Source organism: Kitasatospora sp. NPDC057936 (assembly GCF_042887525.1).
In the GTDB taxonomy this organism is placed as follows: domain Bacteria; phylum Actinomycetota; class Actinomycetes; order Streptomycetales; family Streptomycetaceae; genus Kitasatospora.
This window is the reverse complement of sequence record NZ_JBHVPD010000089.1, coordinates 25,251-45,682: the sequence shown is the minus strand read 5'-3', so window position 1 is coordinate 45,682 and position 20,432 is coordinate 25,251. Positions and strand designations below refer to the sequence as shown.

At 70.2% G+C, this 20,432-nt stretch carries 21 protein-coding genes; 11 read left to right on the top strand and 10 right to left on the bottom strand.

Annotated features, from left to right (window positions below; translation table 11 throughout):
* Positions 1-60: 60 nt before the first annotated feature.
* Genes ACFVU9_RS34850 through ACFVU9_RS34835 form a run of 4 tightly spaced genes read right to left on the bottom strand, consistent with a single transcriptional unit; the run spans position 61 to position 2,801 of the window.
* Positions 61-903, bottom strand: a complete 843-nt coding sequence (locus tag ACFVU9_RS34850; RefSeq protein WP_387600452.1) for a metal ABC transporter permease — start codon at positions 901-903, stop codon at positions 61-63.
* A gap of 31 nt (positions 904-934) precedes the next feature.
* The gene (locus ACFVU9_RS34845) at positions 935-1,384 is read right to left on the bottom strand and encodes an ATP-binding cassette domain-containing protein (protein WP_387600449.1); all 450 of its coding nucleotides are present in this window, start codon (positions 1,382-1,384) and stop codon (positions 935-937) included.
* Complete coding sequence (locus tag ACFVU9_RS34840) at positions 1,315-1,797, bottom strand: ATP-binding cassette domain-containing protein (RefSeq protein ID WP_387600455.1); 483 nt, start codon at positions 1,795-1,797, stop codon at positions 1,315-1,317. The genes ACFVU9_RS34845 and ACFVU9_RS34840 overlap by 70 nt, the downstream gene beginning before the upstream one ends.
* Positions 1,798-1,829: 32 nt before the next feature.
* Complete coding sequence (locus ACFVU9_RS34835; protein ID WP_387600447.1) at positions 1,830-2,801, bottom strand: metal ABC transporter solute-binding protein, Zn/Mn family; 972 nt, start codon at positions 2,799-2,801, stop codon at positions 1,830-1,832.
* Between the two features lie 360 nt (positions 2,802-3,161).
* On the opposite strand from ACFVU9_RS34835, the gene ACFVU9_RS34830 reads away from it, so the two are divergent.
* Positions 3,162-4,427 (top strand): vanadium-dependent haloperoxidase, encoded by a 1,266-nt coding sequence (locus ACFVU9_RS34830; protein WP_387600444.1) that lies wholly within the window; start codon positions 3,162-3,164, stop codon positions 4,425-4,427.
* Between the two features lie 147 nt (positions 4,428-4,574).
* Here the strand turns inward: ACFVU9_RS34830 and ACFVU9_RS34825 are convergent, their stop codons facing one another.
* Together ACFVU9_RS34825 and ACFVU9_RS34820 are read right to left on the bottom strand one after the other, a co-directional pair.
* The gene (locus ACFVU9_RS34825; protein ID WP_387600441.1) at positions 4,575-5,309 is read right to left on the bottom strand and encodes a Rieske (2Fe-2S) protein; all 735 of its coding nucleotides are present in this window, start codon (positions 5,307-5,309) and stop codon (positions 4,575-4,577) included.
* Positions 5,306-5,881, bottom strand: a complete 576-nt coding sequence (locus tag ACFVU9_RS34820; RefSeq protein WP_387600438.1) for an RNA polymerase sigma factor — start codon at positions 5,879-5,881, stop codon at positions 5,306-5,308. Before ACFVU9_RS34820 ends, ACFVU9_RS34825 begins: the two co-directional genes overlap by 4 nt.
* 297 nt (positions 5,882-6,178) lie before the next feature.
* Between ACFVU9_RS34820 and ACFVU9_RS34815 the strand changes: the two genes are divergently transcribed.
* From ACFVU9_RS34815 to ACFVU9_RS34805, 3 genes are read left to right on the top strand one after another with little or no spacing between them, the layout of a single operon-like run.
* Positions 6,179-6,700, top strand: a complete 522-nt coding sequence (locus ACFVU9_RS34815) for a cupredoxin family copper-binding protein (RefSeq protein ID WP_387600436.1) — start codon at positions 6,179-6,181, stop codon at positions 6,698-6,700.
* A complete protein-coding gene (locus ACFVU9_RS34810) occupies positions 6,697-7,638 on the top strand; it encodes a metallophosphoesterase family protein (protein WP_387600433.1) in 942 nt (313 codons plus the stop codon). The genes ACFVU9_RS34815 and ACFVU9_RS34810 overlap by 4 nt, the downstream gene beginning before the upstream one ends.
* Positions 7,635-8,096 (top strand): hypothetical protein, encoded by a 462-nt coding sequence (locus tag ACFVU9_RS34805; RefSeq protein ID WP_387600431.1) that lies wholly within the window; start codon positions 7,635-7,637, stop codon positions 8,094-8,096. Before ACFVU9_RS34810 ends, ACFVU9_RS34805 begins: the two co-directional genes overlap by 4 nt.
* 88 nt (positions 8,097-8,184) lie before the next feature.
* Here ACFVU9_RS34805 and ACFVU9_RS34800 read toward each other — a convergent pair whose 3' ends face one another.
* Entirely contained in the window at positions 8,185-8,652 is a 468-nt protein-coding gene (locus ACFVU9_RS34800; protein ID WP_387600428.1) for a nuclear transport factor 2 family protein, read from the bottom strand.
* A gap of 101 nt (positions 8,653-8,753) precedes the next feature.
* Positions 8,754-9,572 carry a MerR family transcriptional regulator gene (locus ACFVU9_RS34795; RefSeq protein ID WP_387600425.1) on the bottom strand — a complete coding sequence of 273 codons (819 nt, stop codon included), beginning with the start codon at positions 9,570-9,572 and terminating at the stop codon, positions 8,754-8,756.
* A 128-nt stretch (positions 9,573-9,700) separates the two neighbouring features.
* Between ACFVU9_RS34795 and ACFVU9_RS34790 the strand changes: the two genes are divergently transcribed.
* Complete coding sequence (locus ACFVU9_RS34790; protein ID WP_387600423.1) at positions 9,701-10,075, top strand: nuclear transport factor 2 family protein; 375 nt, start codon at positions 9,701-9,703, stop codon at positions 10,073-10,075.
* Positions 10,076-10,526: 451 nt separating this feature from the next.
* On the opposite strand, the gene ACFVU9_RS34785 is transcribed toward ACFVU9_RS34790, so the two are convergent.
* Positions 10,527-11,543 carry an alpha/beta hydrolase gene (locus tag ACFVU9_RS34785; protein WP_387600420.1) on the bottom strand — a complete coding sequence of 339 codons (1,017 nt, stop codon included), beginning with the start codon at positions 11,541-11,543 and terminating at the stop codon, positions 10,527-10,529.
* A gap of 141 nt (positions 11,544-11,684) precedes the next feature.
* Between ACFVU9_RS34785 and ACFVU9_RS34780 the strand changes: the two genes are divergently transcribed.
* The 5 genes from ACFVU9_RS34780 to ACFVU9_RS34760 all read left to right on the top strand — a co-directional run bounded on the left by ACFVU9_RS34780 (position 11,685) and on the right by ACFVU9_RS34760 (position 16,964).
* Complete coding sequence (locus ACFVU9_RS34780; protein ID WP_387600417.1) at positions 11,685-12,518, top strand: alpha/beta fold hydrolase; 834 nt, start codon at positions 11,685-11,687, stop codon at positions 12,516-12,518.
* A 19-nt stretch (positions 12,519-12,537) separates the two neighbouring features.
* Entirely contained in the window at positions 12,538-13,443 is a 906-nt protein-coding gene (locus tag ACFVU9_RS34775; protein WP_387600414.1) for an alpha/beta fold hydrolase, read from the top strand.
* Positions 13,440-15,020, top strand: a complete 1,581-nt coding sequence (locus tag ACFVU9_RS34770) for an FAD-dependent oxidoreductase (RefSeq protein WP_387600411.1) — start codon at positions 13,440-13,442, stop codon at positions 15,018-15,020. Before ACFVU9_RS34775 ends, ACFVU9_RS34770 begins: the two co-directional genes overlap by 4 nt.
* A gap of 46 nt (positions 15,021-15,066) precedes the next feature.
* Positions 15,067-15,411: a DoxX family protein gene (locus ACFVU9_RS34765; RefSeq protein WP_387600409.1), complete on the top strand. Its 345-nt coding sequence runs from the start codon at positions 15,067-15,069 to the stop codon at positions 15,409-15,411.
* Positions 15,412-15,614: 203 nt separating this feature from the next.
* On the top strand, positions 15,615-16,964 hold the full coding sequence (locus tag ACFVU9_RS34760; RefSeq protein ID WP_387600406.1) for a ferric reductase-like transmembrane domain-containing protein: 1,350 nt from the start codon (positions 15,615-15,617) through the stop codon (positions 16,962-16,964).
* Between the two features lie 133 nt (positions 16,965-17,097).
* Here ACFVU9_RS34760 and ACFVU9_RS34755 read toward each other — a convergent pair whose 3' ends face one another.
* On the bottom strand, positions 17,098-17,724 hold the full coding sequence (locus tag ACFVU9_RS34755; protein WP_387600403.1) for a TetR/AcrR family transcriptional regulator: 627 nt from the start codon (positions 17,722-17,724) through the stop codon (positions 17,098-17,100).
* Positions 17,725-18,260: 536 nt separating this feature from the next.
* On the opposite strand from ACFVU9_RS34755, the gene ACFVU9_RS34750 reads away from it, so the two are divergent.
* Positions 18,261-20,429 carry an MMPL family transporter gene (locus ACFVU9_RS34750; protein WP_387600400.1) on the top strand — a complete coding sequence of 723 codons (2,169 nt, stop codon included), beginning with the start codon at positions 18,261-18,263 and terminating at the stop codon, positions 20,427-20,429.
* The last annotated feature ends 3 nt before the right edge of the window (positions 20,430-20,432 follow it).

Here is a 20,432-nt window from a genome sequence, read left to right as displayed (position 1 = left end):
GTGGTCAGCGTCTTGCTCTTCGTCTCGGTCACGGTCAACCCCCGGTGGTCGCGCTGCCGGTCAGGCCGGCACCGGCCGGGCGGCGCGGGCCGGGCGGATGAGGAAGGTGGCCGCGTAGACCGCGCTCGCGGTGGCCATGATGGCGAAGCTCGGCGGGAGCTTGGGGGCGGCGGCGCTGAGCAGGAGCCCGCCCCACATCTCGCCCACCGCCAAGGCGGCGGAGAGCGCGAGAGCGCGGAACGGGCGGTCGGTGAGCCGGATCGCGGCGCCGGCCGGGGCGGCGAGCAGGCCGAGCAGCAGCAGTGAGCCGACCGCCTGGGTGGCCTCGCCCGCGGTGGCGCCGACCAGCGCCAGGAAGCCGAAGCCGAGGAGGCGCACCGGCACCCCGCGGGCCGCCGCCACGGCCTCGTCCAGGGTGGCGAACAGCAGCGGCCTGCCGATCACTGCCAGCACCGCGAGCACCACCGCACCGACCATGGCCAGGGTCACGACCTGGCCGGTGGTGATGCCCAGGAAGTCGCCGAACAGAAGCGCGGTCGGCCCCTCCAGCAGGCCCTTGTAGAGGCTGATGAACAGGAACCCGCAGGCCAGCGCGAACGCTTGGACGGTGCCGGTGACGGCCGACTCCTCGCCGCCGGCCTCCCTGCCCTTGCGGTTCAGCGCGGCGATCACCAGCGCGGCGGCGATGCAGAAGCCGAAGTAGCCGAGCGTGGTGGAGAAGCCGGCCAGCACGGCCAGCGCCGCGCCGGGGAAGGCCGCCACGGAGAGCGTGTGTCCGGCGAAGGTCTGCCGGCGCAGCACCATGAACCAGCCCACTACCGCGCAGACCACGGCCACGATCAGGCCGGCCCGGAAGGCGTTCACCATGTACAGGTAGGACCACATGTCTTGGAAGTCCGCCATCAGGTTCCACGAGAACGCGGGCGATGTAGCGTCAGATGCCAGCATTACGGCCTCCCGTGGCGTGCCGGTCGGTGTGCAGGGCCGGGGCCTCCGGCTGGCCGACCACCACCAGGCGGCCGTCACTCGTGCTCAGCACCTCGACGGGTGTGCGGTACAGGCGGGTCAGCGCCTCAGAGGTGATCACGTCTGCGGGCGCGCCGGAGACGGCGCCGCCCTCGGCGATGTAGACCACCCGGTCCAGGTGGTGCAGTATCGGGTTCACATCGTGCGCGACCATCACCACCGCCACCTTCTCCAGATGGCAGATCTTGCCCAGCAAGCAGGCGATAGCAGCCTGGTTGGTCAGGTCAAGACTGTCCAGCGGCTCGTCCAGCAGCAGCACCCGGGGGCGGCGGACCAGCGCCTGGGCGATCAGCAACCGCTGCTGCTCACCGCCCGAGCACTGCCCGATCGGCCGGTGCGCGTACTTCGTGGCACCCACCAACTCGATGACCTCCGCGACGCGTTCGCGCGCGGCCCGTCGCTTGGCCCGGCCCAGGCCCGGAACGGGGACCCCCCCCACAGATCCCCGTCCAGGCCCAGGCGCACCACGTCCACCCCGCGGATGCGCACGCTCGCGTCGAAGCTGCGGCGCTGCGGCAGGTACCCCACGGCGCCACTGTGCGAGCCGGGCTCGCCTCCCAGCACGCGCACCTCACCTGCCGCTGCGGGCAGCACCCCGAGCAGCACCTTCACCAGAGTGGACTTCCCTACCCCGTTGGGGCCGAGCACGGCGGTGAACTCCCCGGCCCCCACGGTCAGATCGACACCCGACCACAGGGTCCGTCCGCCCACCCGGACGGCCGCGCCGCGCAGCGACAGCACCGGGTCCGCACCCGGTGTGGTGCGCCCCATCTCCGTTCGGACCTTCTCGGTCGGGTGGATGCTCACTTGCCCGTCGCCGCCTTCAGTGCGTCCGCGATGCCCTGCAGCTCCTGGGTCTGCCAGTCCTGGAACGTGGCGTTCGCGGGGGCGAGGGTCTCGGTGACCTGGGCGACCGGGATGCCCTGCGCCTTGGCCGCGTTGACCTGGGCCACCACGTCCGGGTTGGAGTTCTGGGTGTTGTAGACGTAGATCTTGATCTGCTTGCCGCTGATCTGCTGGTCGATGGCCGCCTTGTCGGCGGCGGTCGGGTCGGTGCCCTCGCTCTCCGCGTCCAGGAAGGTCTCCGGGGTCAGCATCTTCAGGCCCACGCTCTCGGCGAGCGGGGTGACGATCGACTCCGAGGCGCCGATCGGTGTGTCCGCGTACTTCGCCTTGATGTCGGCTTCCAGCTGGTTGTACTTGGCCAGCGTCTGGGTCTCGAAGGTGCTCTTCTGCGTGTCGAAGTAGGCCGCGTCGGCCGGGTCTATCTTCTTGTAGTCGGCGGTGATCTGGTCGATCACCATGTACACGCTGTCGTGCGAGTACCACTGGTGCGGGTTGTCGCCCTCCTTCTTGCCCAGCAGGTCCCCGACCTTCAGCGCGGTCCGGCCCGAAGCCGGGTTCGCCGCGAGCAGCTTGTCGGACCAGGCGTCGTACCCGATCCCGTTGCTGATCACGTAGTCCGCACCCGCGACCGTGCGCCCGTCGGCAGCGGTCGGCTCGTAGGAGTGCGGGTCGGTGTCGGGGTTGGTGATGATGCTGGTCACCTTCACGTGCTCGCCGCCCAGTTGCGTGGCGATGCTGCCCCAGAAGTTCTCCGCCGCGGTCACCTGGATCACCTTCGAGCTGCCCCCGCCGGTGGCGGAAGCCGCAGCCCCGCTCTTCGGCGACGACGCGGTCGAGCAGGCGCTGGTCGCAGCCAGGGCGGTAACCGCCGTGGCTCCCAGAACGAATCTGAGCGAGCGGCGGAGCGTGATGGACAGGACGGCGGGCATGACGGATCACTCCTCGAAGACAGCCGGCCACCGCTGGGCAGGGTCCGGCTCCGTTGGACACCGCCACCCTAGATGGAAACGATTTTCACCACCAGGCACAAGGTGGGCAAAATGGAAATCATTGCCAAGACTTGACGTGCGGGCAGCGGCGAGGCGCGGCCGAGTCGGCCACGTCGAACCGTCGATGGGCGTTGCAGGTCGAGCCTCGGCGTGTTGGTGGGACCCCCTTCTTCGAGTTCAGCCGAGCGGGTGGACGTCAAAGGGGCTTGTCTGGCTATGAGACATCAAGTCGCACTAAGTGTGTAAAAGTCCACGATGGCGGCCAAAGTCCTGTATCGCGTACCAGATTGGAACTCACCCATGAGGCGCACAACCTGGCTGATCGCAGCCCTCGCCGTGAACCTGGCCATCGTCGGCGCCACCGCCTCTGTGGGGCACGCCGCCGGCGCGCTGGACGCGGCGCCCGCGTCCAGCGTTCCGGACCAGGTTCTCGTGTGGAACCAGGAGCTGAGCACCGTGCTCGTCGCTCCTGGAGCACAGCCGGCGACGATTCAGCCCACCCGGACCATGGCGATCACCCAGCTCGCGGTCTACCACGCGGTGAAGACCGTCGAGGGAGGGCACTCGTCCCCCCAGTCAGACACCTCCGCACAAGCCGCCGCCGCGGCGGCGGCACACGCCGCGCTCGTGGCGCTCCTGCCGACCCAGAAGCCGGCGCTCGATGCGAAGTTCCAGGAGTCGCTGGCCCAGCTCGGCTCCGGGACGCCGGTCCGCCAGGGCATCCAGGTCGGCGAGGAAGCCGCGAAGGAGGTCCTCGACGAGCGGGCAGACGACGGCTCGGCGACCGTCGTCCCGCCGTACCAGCCGCAGCCCGGCCCGGGTGAGTACCAGATCACCCCGCCGAACAACCCGACGCCGGTGTTCACCGGCTGGGGCAAGGTGCGGCCGTTCGTGCTCGACAGCGGTGACCAGTTCCGCCCGCCGGCCCCGCCGGCCGTCACGAGCCCGAACTACGCCGATGACTTCAACCAGGTCAAGTCGCTCGGTCAGCTGAACAGCACGACGCGCAGTCAGAACCAGACCGACATCGCCAAGTTCTGGAGTGCCGGCCCGGTCTGGATCGTGTGGAACCAGATCGCGCAGCAGGCCGCGGCTCAGGCCCACACCAGCCTCGGGCAGAACGCGCGCCTGTTCGCCCAGCTCGACGTCAGCCTCGCCGACGGCGTGATCGCGCTCTACGACGCCAAGTACGCGTACCACTTCTGGCGTCCGGTCACCGCCGTCCGCGCCGCCGGCACCGACGGCAACGACGCCACGGCCGGCGACCCGGCCTGGCTGCCGCTCTTCAACACCGCGCCCGACCCGAGCTACCCCGGCGCCCACGCGGAGATCAGCCAGTCCGCCGCATCGGCGTTGCGCAACTTCTTCGGCAACGACGTGGTCGACATCTCGCTCTCGAACGCCGGCGTCCCCGGAGTCGTACGCGAGTTCCACAGCTTCTCCGCCGCCGCGGACGAGGCGGCGGAGAGCCGGATCTTCGCCGGCCAGCACTTCCTGTTCGACGAGAACGCGGGGCAGGCGCTCGGAGACCAGGTCGGCGACCTGGTCTCGCGCTCCTGCCTCTAGTAGGACAAGCTCACGGCCATGCCCGGAATCCCTGGCCCGACGATCTTACGAATGCCCGCCCCGGGCCCATGCTTGGTGGGGTAGGACAGGCTCAGAACTCGGGCACGTCGGTTGGCTTCCTCCCGGAGCTGTCCCGGTGGGGCGACGTTACTCGGTTGTCGCCTTCGGGGAGTGGTCGGCAGCCGGGGCGTAGATCTGGATGGCGCCGTCGAGTTCGCGCACCGGGAGCCGCGGCAGCGCGGGCAGCGGCTCGCCGGACTGGTGCGGACGCGTCAGGTTCACGCCGGCGAGGCTGAAGGTCGCTCCGTGGCACGGGCAGGCGAGCCTGTCGCGGGCGCTGTCCAGGTCGAGCCGGCACCCCTGATGGGTGCAGTTGCCCGAGACGGCCCGGATACGCCCGTCGGTACGGCGGACGAATCCGGTCACAGCGCCCAGGTCGAAGGCGACGACGGCTCCCTCGGGCAGCTCGGCGGCCTGGACGACCGGCTGCCAGCTGCCGGTGACCGGGACGAGCTCTGCCGACGGGCCGGGCTGCTGCGCCTGCGCGCCCTCCTCGCGTCGCTGCAGGAGCTGGTCCGCGGCCACGCCGGCCAGCGCGCCGGTGGCGGTGAGCGCTCCCGCAGCCAGCAGCCGACGGCGCGGCGGGGTGCGCCACGCCGGCTGCGGTGCGGGCGTGGCGGCCCGCGTCTGCTCCTGTTCGCGCAGCTGCCGGCGCAGCCGGTCCACGAAGGCAGGGCTGGGGCCCTGGGCGTCCGGTCCGGCGGCCGCGAGGTCGATGGCGGTGCGTACCACGGCCAGCTCCTCCTCGGTGGCCGCGAACGGCTTGGGGCGGCGCCGGGCGAACAGCCGTTCCACGTAGCGCTCCACTGCCTGCCGTCTCATGACGCTTCCCCTTCCTTGTCGGCGTTGTTCTCCACCCGGGCGGCCGCACGCAGGGCGCGGTGCTGGAGGACCTTCGCGTTCGCCACCGTGACCCCGAGTTCCGTCGCGGCCTGCCGGACGGTGTACCCCCGCAGGAATCTCAGGACGAGAATCTGCCGGTACCGCTCCGGCAGCGCTTCCAGGATGCGCTGCGCGTGCGCGTCGGCTTCGGCGGTGTCGCCCTCCCCGGCACCGAGTGCTTGATCGGCGAGGTCGAGGTCGGCGGGGTCGATCTCGGTGACCTGGTGGCCCAGGGTGCGACGCCAGTGCTCGGCGAGCACGGTGCGCGCGGTCGCCGTCAGGTAGGCGCGTACCTGACCGATCTCGGCGCCGGGCCGCAACGGCCCGAGCGCGGCCGTGAACACCTGCGAGGTCAGGTCTTCGGCGTCCGGACGGTTGCCGACCTTCGCGAACATCAACCGGTAGATACGCCCCACGTTGTCGGCGTAGATCGCGTCCCAGTCGGGGTACGTCGCCCACGGCAGTACCGAGGGGCGGGACGCCGGCACCGCGGTGTCAGCCCGCCAGATCATGCCGGGGCCGACCCGTCTGAGCGCTGCGAATCTCCGGCGACCGGCCACGGCTCATGGTAGAGCGCGGCGTGCACCGGACCTGTTCTCTCGGCATCGATTGACCTCCGTCGATTCTCCTCGCCAACAGATACGGGCAGGGGTTACAGCCGTGCCGTGCGCGGTGCCGGTGTAACCCCCGCCCGTATCCCCTTTGCGACGGCAGCGGGCCGTGGCGCAAGCGCCCGGCCCCGGCACCCGTCGAAGCCAGATCGAGGTCTGCGTCCGCGCCCGTCCAGGGCCGATCAGAGAGCCGAACCGATGAACATCTCCCTCACCAGGCGCCGGGCATGCGCCGCTGCCGCGCTGCTCGCGGCAGCCGGGCTGACCCTGGCCGGATGCTCCAGCCCCACGCGCAGCACCGCGTCGGCCACCGCCACCGCCCTCACCCCCGGCTCCGGCCAGTCGAGCCTGGCCGGGATGCCCGGCGCCACCGCAACCGGCGCCGGTCCCATGCCGACCATGACGATGCCGATGCCCACGACCCCCGGCACCGACGCGCAGACACCCGCGGGTACTCCGGTGGGCTCCGACAGCGTGGCCATCAAGAACTTCGCCTTCGCCCCCGCCGCCGTCACGGTGAAGGCCGGCACCACGGTGACCTGGACCAACCAGGACAGCGAGCCGCACACCGTCACCGGCCAGAACAACACCGGACCGCTGAACTCCAAGGCGCTGACCACCGGGCAGAGCTACTCGTACACGTTCACCACCCCGGGCACCTACAGCTACCTGTGCACCATCCACCCGTTCATGACGGCCACCGTGACGGTGACCCGATGACCGATCCCGTGACCGCCCCCATGACCCGCCGCCAGCTCGCCCGGCACGCCGGCTGGTTCGGCGCCGCCGTGGTGCTGAGCGTCACCGCGGGCGAGGTCGTCAGCCACATCGCCGACTCGCGCGACAGCATCGCCGCCGCAGCGACCGGCGACGCCAAGACGCTGCGCTTCGTGCAGGTCTCCGACAGCCACATCGGCTTCACCGGGCCCGCCAACACCGACGTCACCGGCTCCTTCACCCGCGCGATCGACCAGGTCAACGCGCTGGGGTTCCGGCCGGACTTCGTCATGCACACCGGGGACCTGACCCACCTGTCCACCCCGGCGCAGTTCGACCAGGTCAAGCAGATGATGAGCGGCCTGCGCACCGAGCGGGTGTTCACGGTCCCCGGCGAGCACGACTCGGTGGGCGACCAGGGCCGTGCCTACCGGCAGGCCTTCGCCCAGGGCACGCAGGGTGACGGTTGGTACAGCTTCGACACGCACGGCGTGCACTTCATCGCGCTCGTCAACACCCTCAGCCTGGAGAAGCTGGGACACCTCGGCGCCGATCAGATCGACTTCGTGCGCCGCGACGTCGCCGGCCTGTCCTCCGACACCCCGATCGTCGTGTTCAGCCACATCCCGCTGTTCGCCATGTACCCGCAATGGGGGTGGTCGACGGACGACGCGCTGCAGGTTCTCAACCTGCTCAAGCGGTTCTCCTCCGTCACGGCCCTCAACGGGCACGTCCACCAGCTGTTCAGCCGCGTCGAGGGCAACGTCACCTTCCACTCGGCCACCACGACCGCCTACCCACTGCCCAAGCCAGGACAGGCCCCCGCTCCGACCCCGCAGGTGCTCCCGGCCCGGCAACTACACACCGCCCTCGGCATCCGCACCGTCCAGTACCGGCAGGGCACCACCGCGCTGGCGATCACCGACCAGGAGCTCGCATGAACGACACCACCGCGCCGGTACGGGCAGGAGCGCGCCCGCCCGTGGCCGCGAGACTGCTGACCCCGGCCGCCGGGGCCACGCTCGCCGCCAGCGGCGTTGTCCACGCTCAGCTCTACCTCGACGGCTACCGCTACCTGCACGTGGTCGGCGTGCTGTTTCTGCTCCAGGCCGCGGCCTCGTTCGGCCTCGGGGTGCTGCTGGTGGCGGGGGCACTCCTCCCGCCGCCCGCGCTCATCCACCTCGCTGCCGTGGGCACGGCCGTCGGTGCGCTGGCCGGCTTCGCCGCCTCACGCACCACAGGCGTCTTCGGATTCGTCGAACACGGCCTGCAACCCGCCCCGCAGGCGCTCATCAGCATCGTCGCCGAATGCGCAGCCGTGCTGGCGCTGCTCGCAGCTGGATATCTCACTGTCCGGCACCGGCGGGCACCCGTGTCCCGCCCACCGAGCGCGGGCTGAAGACAGTCCGGGCCCGGCCCCTGGTGGGCGGGGGACCGGGCGCATCCTGAACCAGCGGTACGAGAGCGGGTGTGCCTGGCTGAGTGGTTCATGGAGTGCTGGGGCGGGTCTCGGTCCAGTCGACCATCAGACGTCGTTCGGCGAAGAGCCACTCGCCTTCGCGCTTGGCGAAATGGTCCAGGTAACGGATGGACGCGATCATGATCGTGCGCTCGGCATCCGCGCCGTAGGAGATGTGGTGGGCCAGGCAGTAGCTCTCGCCGCTCGCCCGGTCGCCGTCCAGGATCACGGTGCTCTGGCCGTTGAAGTGGGTGGTGGCCTTGTAGGTGTTCAGGTTGTCGAAGACCGGGGCAAGGGCTTCGCGGCCGTGCAGTTCCTGGGTCGGCTCGGCGGCGGTGGCGTCCATGAAGACCAGGAAGCGGGTGTCCTCGGTGAACAGTGCCATCTGCCCCTTGGCGTCCCGGCGGTCGGCGCAGTGGGCGTAGGCGTCGATGAGTTCCCGGATGGCCAGCCGGTCGGCGGCCTCCTGCGGTGAGATCGGATCGTGAGAGGACAAGGCGACTCCCTCGGGAAGTGAATGACACCTGCATGAGAGCACCGGTGGGCTGAGCCCGGATCAAGGCACGCCGTAACCGCACCGGCGCGGGCGAACCTCCGCTATCCGTTCGAGCGGAAGATGGGCCAGCCGACCTCGGTGACCCAGTCGTGCTCGTTGGTCGCGTCGAGGGGGCTGCGCAGGTAGAACTCGCGCAGCGGGCCGTCGACGCCGATCTCGTGCCGTGCGGCGTAGGTGCCCAGGTCGCCGTAGGTGAGGTCGATGGTCTCCAGGGGCCCGTGGTGGACCGCGACCGCGAGTTCCGCGCCGGGCACGACCACTGCGTCGATCCGGCCGACCGGGCGCGCGTCACCGTCGACCGGAAGGAACACGAGCGCCTCGCCGCGCTCGTCCTGGAGCAGCTCACTGGCGAACAGGCCGCCCATCGGGGCCGTCCGGCGCAGTCCTCGGGCCGTGGCGAAGCCGTGCAGTTCGCCGAGGGCGCCCTGCCACCAGCTCACCACGTCCTGCCGGTCGACGACTTCGCGGATGCCGATGGCCGGCTGCCCGTGGACCGTGCGGTACTCGATGGCTGACCCGCGCGCGGGCCGGGCCAGCAGCTCGCGCAGCGATTCGACGGCGCTCTGCGCCTTCGCGAGCCGGTCCTCCAGCCGCGCGAGATGCGCGCTGATCAGCTCGTTGCGGGTGCCAACGTCTTCCGTGGCGAGCACGGCCTTGACGTCCGCCACGGGCATCTCCAGGTTGCGCAGGCGAACGATCACCTGCGCCGTCGGCACCTGGTCCAGGGAGTAGTACCGGTAGCCGGTTCCCGGGTCGACGTCGGCCGGCGTGAGCAGCTCGACGTCGTGGTAGTGCCGCAGCGTCTTGACGCTCAGATGGGACACGCGGGAGAACTCGCCTACGGTCAGACCGGTGTGCATGGCGCCAGTATGAACCCTCCCCTTACCGGAGGGTCCAGCACCGGACCACCGGTTGACCCTCCCGGACGGGGAGCACCCAACGTGTTCAGTACGGACCCCAACGGTCACAGGCCGACGAAGGAGCCACCATGAACACCACCGGCCCAGCCGATGCACTGCCCGACGTCGTCACCGCCCACATCGCGGCGGTCAACGCCTTCGACGTGGACGCCATCATGGCGACCTTCACCAACGACGCCCTGGTCAACGACGCGCTGCGCGAATTCGTCGGCACCGCGTCGATCCGCGCCTGGGCGAGCCGCGAACTGGTGGACGCCAAGGTCACCATGGACGTGACGCAGGTCGTGCCCCACCGCACCCTGACGATCGTGCGGGCGCGCTACGACGACGAGTACGACAAGACGAACCTCCCCGACGAGCTGGTACTGACCAACTACTTCACCGTCACCGACGGCAGGATCAGCTCACTGATCATCGTGCACAACGCGCCGGCTCCCTACTGAAGACCTGTCCGCTCCGGCGGCCGGCTGGCGCGAGTCTCCCGAACTCCCACCGCTGCCCGGTGACCGGACAGCACCAACACCCCTCAGGAAGCACCCCATGAGCACAGTGGTCATCGCCGAGCTCTTCTCCCAGCCCGGCCGGGGCGACGACGTCGCAGAACTACTGCTGGACATCCTGGGTGAGAGCCTCTAGCACGAGGGCTGCGAACACATCCGCATCCTGCGCGACCAAGGCGACGCCGACCATGTCGCCGGCCTGACCAGGTGGACCGAGGCACACAACTACACCGACTACCTCGCCTGGCGCACCGCGAACGGCTTCACCGCCACCTTCGAGGCCATGCTCACCCGCCCCCTGGTGATCCACTACTACGACGAGATCTACCACGGCCAGGGCATCGCCGCTGTCGCCGTCGAGGAGTAGGGCCGCAGGCAGGACAGGCCAGGGCGGTCAGGGTTTTGCCAGGGCAGTTCGCAGAGCGTCGAGGGCGGCAGTGCGGAATGCGGTCATCGAAGGTGCTTTGCCGTCGAGCAAGGCGTCAGCACCGTGGTACATGCCTGGTTCGACCCGCAGCTCGCAGGCGACGCCGGCCTCGCCCAAGCGTCGGGCGTAGTCGACGTCTTCGTCGTGGAACAGGTCGAGGTCGCCCACGCCGATCCACGCGGGCGGCAGCCCATCGAGGCTTCTACGTCTTGCCGCCGCGATGTAGGGGCGATCGTCGCGGTCCTGTGGCGGGCGGCCGAGGTAGGAGGTCCAGGCGAAGCGGTTGGAGTCCGGGGTCCACGTGTAGATCGCGCTGTTGGGAGGGTCGACGCGTAGGGCCGTGCGGTCGTCGAGCATGGGGTAGAGGAGGAGTTGGAACCGGACCGGCACTCCTGAATCGTGGGCTCGCTGGACGACGACGGCGGCGAGTCCGCCTCCAGCGCTTTCGCCGCCGACGGCGATCTGGGCGGGATCGATGCCGAGGGTGGCGGCACTGGCGTGAAGCCAGCGGAGTACACCGAAGCAGTCGTCCAGAGCTGCGGGGTACGGATCTTCGGGTGCGAGGCGGTAGTCGACGCTGACGACCAAGACGCCGAGTTCGTCGGCAACGCGGCTGCACCAGGTGTTCTCCTGCCGAGCGGCACCCATGACGGTTCCTCCGCCGTGGATCCAGAGCAGTGCTGCGCGTGGCGCTTGGCCTGATGCCTGGTAGGTGAGCACCTCGACGGAGGGGTCGGCGGTCGTGGCCGGCAGTGTGCGCCGCTCGATGCGGACGCCGGGCCTGGAGGCGGCTCCCGCCAAGGGAACGAGGCGGCGGGCGATGGCCAGAGTGACCGGGTTGCCGAAGTTCAGCGGGAGGAGGAGCACGGGGTGCCGCAGCTCGCGGGGGACTGCCACCAGAGCGCGGCGACGTGTGCTGATCGCCGCGGCAACGCCGAGGGTTGCTGCGGCGCCCAGGCCGCTGAGAACGCGTCGGAGTGTCATGTACTGCGCACCTTTCGTTCGGGTGGCCGCGGTTCTCGGGTTCAAGCGGTGGCGCCTCGCCGGTCGGCCGAGGCGGGCGCCGCGCCCGCGACGAGGGCTTCCGCTTGACACGACCACCTTATCGGTAACAGTGTATCCATTATGAGTATCTGGTCTGAGCCCCAGCCCGATTCCCGGTTCGTCGAGGTGGACGGCCTGCGGATCCACTACAAGCGCGCCGGGCACGGCCCGGTACTCGTGCTGCTGCACGGCAGTGCCTCGTCCCTGCAGCACTTCGACCGCGCGACGGATCTCCTGTCGGATTCGTTCGACGTCATCCGTCCCGACCTGCCGGCGTTTGGACTGACGGGCCCGCGCAAGGACCGCGACTACCGCATCCCGGCGTACGCCGCGACGGTGGCGGGCTTCGCGGAGGCGCTGGGCGTGCCGCGCTACGCGTTGGCCGGCAATTCCCTGGGCGGCAACATCGCCTGGAACGTCGCGCTGGACCGTCCGGAGCGGCTGACCGGCCTGGTGCTGGTCAACGCCACCGGCTACCCGGAGAAGACGGTGCCCGCGGGGATGCGCCTGACCCGTAACCCGCTGGTGCGGCCGCTGCTGAGGCGGGTGATGCCGCGCGGGGCAGTCGAACGCAGCCTGCGCGAGGCCGTCGGGCCGCATGCGCAGATCGTGGACGACGCCATGGTGGACCGCGCCTACCAGCTCATGAGCCGCCCCGGTAACCGCTCGGCCTTCGTCGACTTCTGCAACACCGACCAGCCGGACCGCAGCGCGCAGATCCCCCGCATCACGGTGCCCACGCTGGTGCTGCGCAGCGCGGGCATCGACGGACAGCACTTCACCCGCGACATCCCCGGCACCCAGGAGCTGGTCCACCCCCACGGCGGACATCTGCTGCCGGAGGAGGAACCGCAGTGGGTCGCGTACGCGATCGCGAAGTTCCTCGGCTCCCGCGCCGACACCCCCGCGAACTGAGGGCAAGGAGACCCGTGCCATGAAGTACTTCGTCGCCCCGGGCGAGGACCGCAAGCTCACCGCCGACTCGCGCAAGGCGCTGCGCGGCAGTTTCGTCGAGCTGTCCGACGGCGTCACCCACTACGAGCTGACGGGGCCCCAGGACGGGGAGGTGGTCCTGATGGCGGGCGGCCTGACCATCCCGCTGTCCTACTGGGACGGCCTCGTCAGCGAGTTGCACGCCCGCGGGCTGCGCACGCTGACCTGCAGCGCCTACGGCCGCGGCTACTCCGACCGGGTGCGAGCGCGATACGACGAGACGCTGTTCACGCGGCAGCTCGCCGAGCTGACGGACCGGCTCGGCCTGACGGCGCGGCCCCTGCACCTGGTCGGCACCTCCATGGGCGCGCTCGTCGCCATGACGTACGCCGCCCGGTACCGCCCGTCGGTGTCCACGCTCACCATCGTCGGACCCGCCGGTCTCGCCAAACCGCTGTTGGCCTCCCCCGACCGGCTGCTGCGCAGCGATCTGCTGGCCGGAGTGGTCGCCCGCCGTCGCGGCCTCCGGCTGCTCCAGGGGCACCTCGGGCACAACGTCCGGGACTCCGAGCTCGGCGCGGAACTGACCGAGATGGTCCTCGGCACCCTGCGCTTCGAGGGCTCGCTGTACGCGGTCTTCGACACCCTGCAGCACCTGCCTCTCGCCGGCCGTGACGACCTCTTCCGGCGGACGGGGGCGCTGGGCATTCCGACGCTGCTGCTGTGGGGCGACGAGGACACCGTCACGCCGCCGGGGCACTTCGACACGGCGCGCGCCCTGCTGAAGCCCCGTCACCATCACCTCATCACCAAGTGCGGGCATATGGCCCCGTTCGAACGGCCTCGCGACGTTGCCGATCAGCTCGTCCCGTTCGTGTCCGCACGCGCTGAAAGGCTCGACCCATGAACAACCCGCAGCCCATCGACGTACTGATCATCGGTGCCGGCCCCTCGGGCTCCGCCCTGGCGATCGACCTCGTACGCCGCGGACTCGACGTCCGGATCGTCGACAGGTCCCCCCACACCTTCGACGGCTCGCGCGCCAAGGGCATCCAGCCCCGCAGCCTCGAAGTCCTCGAAGACCTCGGCGCTCTCGACGACGTGCTGGCCGGCGGCGACCTCTATCCCAAGCTCGGGCTCCATGCCGGACCCCTCAGTGTGCCGTGGAAGATGTTCCCCCACCGAGAGGCAACTCCGGACGTCCCGTACCCGAACACCTGGCTGATCCCGCAGTTCCGCACGGACCGCGCCCTGCACGCCCGGCTCGGTGAGCTCGGCCGCGAGGTCGAGTTCAACAAGGCACTGACCGAGCTGACGCAGGACGAGGACACGGTGCTCGCCAAGGTGGTGGGCGCGGAGGGGGTCGAGACGATCGTCGCCCGCTATGCCGTGGGGGCCGACGGCGGCTCCAGCGCGGTGCGCAAGCAGCTCGACATCGGTTTCGCCGGGACGACGGACGAGTCCGACCGCGTGCTGATCGTGGATGCCTCCGTCAGCGGCCTGGCCCGCAACCGGTGGCACATGTGGCCCGGCCTCGGCGGCAAGCTCATCGGCGCCTGCCCGCTCCCCGGTAGCGACATGTTCCAGTGGATGATCCGGCTCACGCCAGACGAGACGCCGCCCCAGGAGATCGGCGCCATCATCGACCGGATCCACTCCCACACCCGCAACCGGCACATCCAGCTGCACGAGATCCACTGGAAGTCCGTGTTCCGGCCCAACATCCGTCTTGCGGAGCACTACGGCCGCGGACGCGTCTTCCTCGTCGGCGACGCCGCGCACGTCCACACCCCCGCCGGTGCCCAGGGCTTGAACACCGGTATGCAGGACGGCTACAACCTCGGCTGGAAGCTCGGCCAGGTCCTCGCCGGCGCCGACCCGGCCCTGCTGGACACCTACGAGGCCGAGCGGCAGCCGATCGCCGTCGGGGTCCTGGGACTGTCTACGGAGAAATGGGGCGGCATCGCCAAGCTCGACCCCTCCAGCATGAAGCGCGGCAAGGACGAGCAGCAGCTCGCCCTGACCTACTACGGCGGCCCGCTCGCCCCCGCCAACGGCACCGACACCGCCACGCTGCGCGTGGGCGACCGCGCCCCGGACGCCCAACTGCTCGGCGCCGACGGCACCGAGGCCCGTCTGTTCGACCTCCTCCAGGGACCGCACTTCACCGCCATCGCCTACGGCCCCGGCGCAGCCCGGGACCTCGAACTCCTCGAATGGCCGACGACGGGCGCCCAGCTCAAGCGGCTGACCGTCGGACCGGCCGCGGGCGACGGCCGCGCCTTCACCGACCCCAGGAACACGCTGTGCAGTGCCTACGGCCTGACCGGCGACACGCTCCTGCTGATCCGCCCCGACGGCTACCTCGCGCACATCGCCACCCGGGACTTCCACACCACCGCGCAGGCCGCCGTGCGGGCGATGACGCCGCAAGCAAGGAGCCGCACCATCTCCCAGCCGAGCCACACCTACCGCCCTGCCTGAGCCACACCGTGACGCCACCCCGACGCCGACACCCTGGAATCACCTCATGATCCTCACAGTCACCCTCGCCTGCCTCATCGCCCTGATCTTCGGAGCAAGCGGAGTGCTCAACACACTCGCACTGCCGAAGGCACGCCAGCTGGCCGCCGAGACCGGCTTCTCCGTCGCCGCCTACCGCCGCATCGGCGTGCTGCAACTGGCAGGAGTCGCCGGCGTGGCGCTGGGCCTCGCCGTGCCGCTGCTCGGCGGCCTCGCGGGCGCCGGGCTTCTCCTGCTGCTCGCCGGAGCCGTGGTCGTGCACCTGCGCAAGGGCGACCCGGTTGCCAAACTCGTGCCCGCCGCCGTGTGCGCGGTGCTTGTCGCCTCATACCTCGTGGCCTTGTTCGCCTGAGGCGCTGCCGATCGTGTCCACGCCTCCACGGATGGGCAGCGCCGGGAGTCGCCCGGAACGCAGATAAACGGCTACACTGTAGCCATTATTAGAGTGGCAGGAACCGCAGCCACCTGGGCCTGATGGCGCTCAAGCCGCGACCGCACGGTCCGCCTGTCACCAGGGCCCTTTCGTCCACAGTGCCGACCCCCGAGGGGTAGACGATGCCCATCCTGATCGCGATAGCGATCTACGCCGTCCGGATCGCGCGCGCCCCCTTGGACGCGCGCCTGAAAAAGCGCCACGTCGGACCCCTGTCGGTCACGACCGGAGCGGTCATGCTCTACCTGGCCTGGGACTGGCTCAGGCCCGAGGGCCTCAGCGCCGTCTATTTCATCGGCGAGTTCACCGGCGTCCTGTCCGCCTACCTGATGTCCTGCACCCTGGTGCTGGCCACCCGCCTGAAGTGGTTGGAGCAGTGGTTCGGCGGCCTGGACCGCATGTACCGCCAGCACAAGCGGTACGCCGTATGGTCCATCCTCCTGCTCGCCCCCCACCTGCTCCTCCACTTCCTCTCCGGCTTCGACGGGAGTTGGTACGGCTACGCCCACCAGACCGCGTCGGTAGGAATGGGCCATCTCCTCGGTGCCGTCTCCGCCATCGGCCTGCTGCTGCTCGTCCTCATCTCACTCGGCCAGGTCGGCCGCATCCTCCGACTGCCCTACGAGCGCTGGCTGTTCCTGCACCGCCTCACCGGCCTGCTGCTCCTGTCCGCGCTGCTGCACGGCTGGTTCCTCGATCTCGTCATCAACAGATCCACGCCCCTCCTGGCGATCTACGTCACCATGGCCACCATCGGCATGACCGCCTACGCCTACGACGAACTGGTGCTACGGCGCAGGGAACCCCGGGCGGACTACACCATCCACCGGGTCGAGCGGCCGACACCCGACATCCTCGACCTCACCCTCACGCCCACCGGCAGGACGGCGCTTCCCGTGACCGGAGGCCAGTTCGTCTACCTCCGGGTCGGCGGCTGGCACGAACATCCCTTCAGCGTCGCAGGAACGCAGGCCGACGGCTCGGTACGCCTCACCATCCGTGCCCTGGGCCGCGGCACACGCGGCCTCTACACGGACGTGAGCGAAGGACACCCCGCAACCCTCAAGGGCCCCTACGGCATGTTCGACCACACCCTCGGCGGACCCCGGCAGATCTGGATCGCGGGCGGCATCGGTATCGCGCCCTTCCTCGGCTGGCTCACCCACCCCGGTGCGGCGCCGGCCCGCACCGACCTCTTCTACTGCGTCCCCAGCGCCGAAGACGCACCGTTCCTCCCGGAACTCACCGCAGCGGCAGCACACCGCCCCGAGTTCCGGCTCCACCCGACGTTCAGCCGCAGCCACGGCCGTCTGACCGCCGAAAGAATCCAGGCCGAGGCCGGACCGATCACCCCCGACACGCACGTCTTCCTCTGCGGCCCCGCCTCAATGATCGAAAACCTCACCCGCGCCCTCCACCGCCAGGGCGTCCCCCGCGAGCAACTCCACGCCGAGCACTTCGCCTTCCGCTGACGAACCGCGCCGGCCACGCGGATCACGACAGCTGTAGGCCTGACCATCCGGCGACCGGTTGCCCCCGGACGCCTGGGCGCCGGCCGAGACGACCCCGTAGGCGGGCGGCTCGGGTTCGCGTCGTCCTGGCTGGTCAGGCGCCGTCGCGCAGGTGGGCAAGCCCGCTGAGAAGGAGTTCGAGCCCGAAGGAGAACTCGTCCTCGATCGGAACGGGCATCGACCCGGCGACGGTGCTCGTTGCCGGGAACAAGGCTGGATCGACGTTCTGGAAGACGGCGGACAGTTGTGCGTCCGCGAGTTGCCCGCCGCCGCCATGACCGTTGACCTGTATGGCGAATCCGAGGACGTAGCGGGCGAGGGTGGCAAAAGCGTTCGCAGCCAGTCGCGGCGGGAAGCCGCTGTCGAGCAGTGCCGCGACACAGTGCTCCCGCAGCGCCATGGCGTTCGGCCCCAGGGGTATCTCCTCGACCAGCAGGCGCGCCGCGTTCCGGTGCCGGGCCAGGGCCCCGAACATGGTGTGCGCGACCGTCCGCAGCGCTTGCTGCCAGCCCATCGCGAGGAGTTCGTCGCCCTTCAGCTCCACGGCGCCGAACACGCGGTCCACGACATGGGCGACCAGCGCTGTCCGGTTGTCGAAATGCCGGTACAGCGTCGCCGTGCCCGAGCCCAGGCGCTGGGCCAGCGTCCGCATCGAGAGAGCGTCGGCCCCTTCCTCGTCCACGATCTGCAACGCGGTGGAGACGATCCGCTCCAGCGGCACGGGCGGACGCCCCGGGCCCCGACCTGATACCGGGGTTGCTCGCGTAGGACCAACTGCTGCCACTGAAACGTCCACCTCCTCGGCCAACACCATAACAGCAACACCGTATCCACTATGGAGTCGCCGGTTGGACACCGAGTGGCGGCCGCCCCTTCGATCCGCCCGGTGTCGTCGCAGGTGCCCAGTTGCTCGCCTGGGATGTAGCGGGCCGCGCGCAGCACGCGGCTGCGGACCTCCTGGGTGGATTGCAGTGCCTCCGGCGTGTCCTCTCGGTGGGGTACGCATCCTGCCAATGGTCAGCTTCTGACGCCCCATCGGATAGTGCCAGTGAACTCGCACAAGTAGGCAGTCGGGCGCTCCCGGGAAGCACGGACCAGCGGTCACAGGCTCCCACCAGCGTGCAGGGGGCATGTGCCGCCCGGTCACGCTGTCCTGATGGCTCCCGAGGCCGAAAGCGTCCCGTAAGGAAGCCCTCCCTACCGTCCGGAGTGAGCCAGGCAGCGTCCGCAGTCGCTGCCGGTCACAAGGAGGGAATCATGGAGAAGCTGAGCGGGTGGGTGATCCGCCATCGGCTGCTGGTGGGCCTGAGCTGGCTGGTGGTCACCATCGTCGGGGTGCTGCTGGCGCCGTCGCTGTCGAGCCGGCTCCAGCCGGGCACGCATGTCAGCGGCCCCGGCTACACCGCCAACGTGCAGATCGCCCAGAAGTACGGCGGCGCCACCCAGGACCCGGGTGTCGTGATCCTGGACGCCCCGGGAGGTCGGACCGTGACCTCGCCGCAGGTGCAGGCGGAGCTGAAGGCGGTGGACGCGGGCATCGCCAAGGCCGTGCCGGAGCTGCGGGTGGTCTCCTACGCCTCGACCGGCAGTCGGACGCTGGTCGGGACCGGTGGTGCGAGCACGATCGTGCTCGCCTATCCGCCGAAGCCGGGTGACGACATGGCCACCGAGCAGGTCGACGCCCTGACGCAGGCCGCGAAGGCGGCGGCGCCGGGTCTGACCGTGCACGGCACCAGCCTGCGGGCCCTGGAGGCCGGCAACACCAGCGGCAGCGGGAACTCCAGCGTCACCGGCGAGCTGATCATCGGCGCGCTCGGCGCCCTGGTGGTGCTGGCCTGGGTGTTCGGGTCGCTGCTGGCGCTCCTGCCGCTCCTGATGGCCCTGATCTCGGTGCTGACGATGCAGTTGCTCGTCTATGGCCTGACGTACCTGATGCCGTCCTCCTCGCCGATCCACCCGTCCGTTCAGTACATCGTGGCGCTGCTGGGCCTGGGCCTGTCGATCGACTACTCGTTGCTGGTGGTCACCCGCTGGCGCGAGGAGCGGGCGGCCGGCCGGAGCAACGACGAAGCGGTGCGGGCGGCCGTGAAGCGGGCCGGGCACAGTGTCTGGTTCAGCGGCCTGGTGGCCTCGCTCGGCCTGTTCGCGCTCATCGTGGTCCCCAACTCGATGGTCCGCGGGATCGGCGTGTCCGGCCTGTTCATCCCCTCCACCGCGACCCTGGTCGCGCTGACGCTGCTGCCCGCGGTGCTGTCGAAGATCGGCCCGCGCGTGGACTGGCCGAGGCGGGCGTCGCGGCGGCAGGCCGCCAGCCGGTTCTGGACCGGCTGGTCGAAGTTGGTGATCCGGCACCGCGTGGCCTCGGCCGTCGCGGGCCTGGGCATCCTGGCCGCGCTGACCGGCACCGCCGCGACGATCAACATCAGTACGCCGAGCAGCCACGCGCTGGCCACCGCCGGCGCGTACACCGACGGCCTGCACACGCTGGAAGCCGACGGATTCCCGTCCGGGACGCTGACGGCGGTGCCGCTGTACGTCCCGAACGCCGCCGACGCGGGGACCGTCGTGAACACCCTGGAGACCGTCTCCGGCCTGCGCGGCGCCGTCGCCCCGGCCGGCGCGACCTGGCATGCCGGGGGCGGCACGGTGGTCATCGCGATCCCGCAGTACGAGGTCGGCAGCGCGAACGGCGGCACCTCGCTGGACCGGATCCGCCACAGCGTCCCGCACGGTGTGCAGGCCGGCGGCGAGGGCGCGCAGAAGATCGACGAGACCAACGCCACCTACGGCTCGTTCCCGCTGCTGTTCGCGGTGGTCGCGGTGGTCACCTTCCTGCTGCTGGCCCGCGGGATGCGGTCGATCCTGCTGCCCGCGAAGGCCGTGCTGCTCAACATGCTGTCGGTGGCAGCCTCCTACGGCCTGCTGGTCATCGTCTTCCAGCACGGCGTCGGAATGCAGGCGCTGTGGGGCGCGTCCAGCTACGGCGCGATCGACACCCTCGCCCCGGTGCTGATCTTCGGGTTCCTGTTCGGCGTGTCGATGGACTACGAGGTGTTCATCCTGGCCAGGGTCCGGGAAGGGTACGAGCGCACCAGGTCCACGAGGGAGGCCGTCATCGAGGGCGTGTCGCGCACCGGCCGCCTGGTGACCTCCGCCGCGCTGATCCTGTTCTTCGCGCTCGCCTCGCTGGCCACTGCCAACGACGTCACCGTGCGCGAGATCGCCATGGGCCTGGCGTTCGGGGTGGTGCTGGACGCGATCGTGGTCCGGATGCTGCTGCTGCCCGCGCTGGTCTCGCTGTTCGGGGACTGGAACTGGTGGCTGCCGGCTCGGGCCGCGCGACTGGTGCGCATCCCGGCGGCGCCATTGGCCCCCGTTCGCGTCGAGCAGCCGGAGCCCGTTTCGGCTCGGGTCGGGGATGCTTAGACC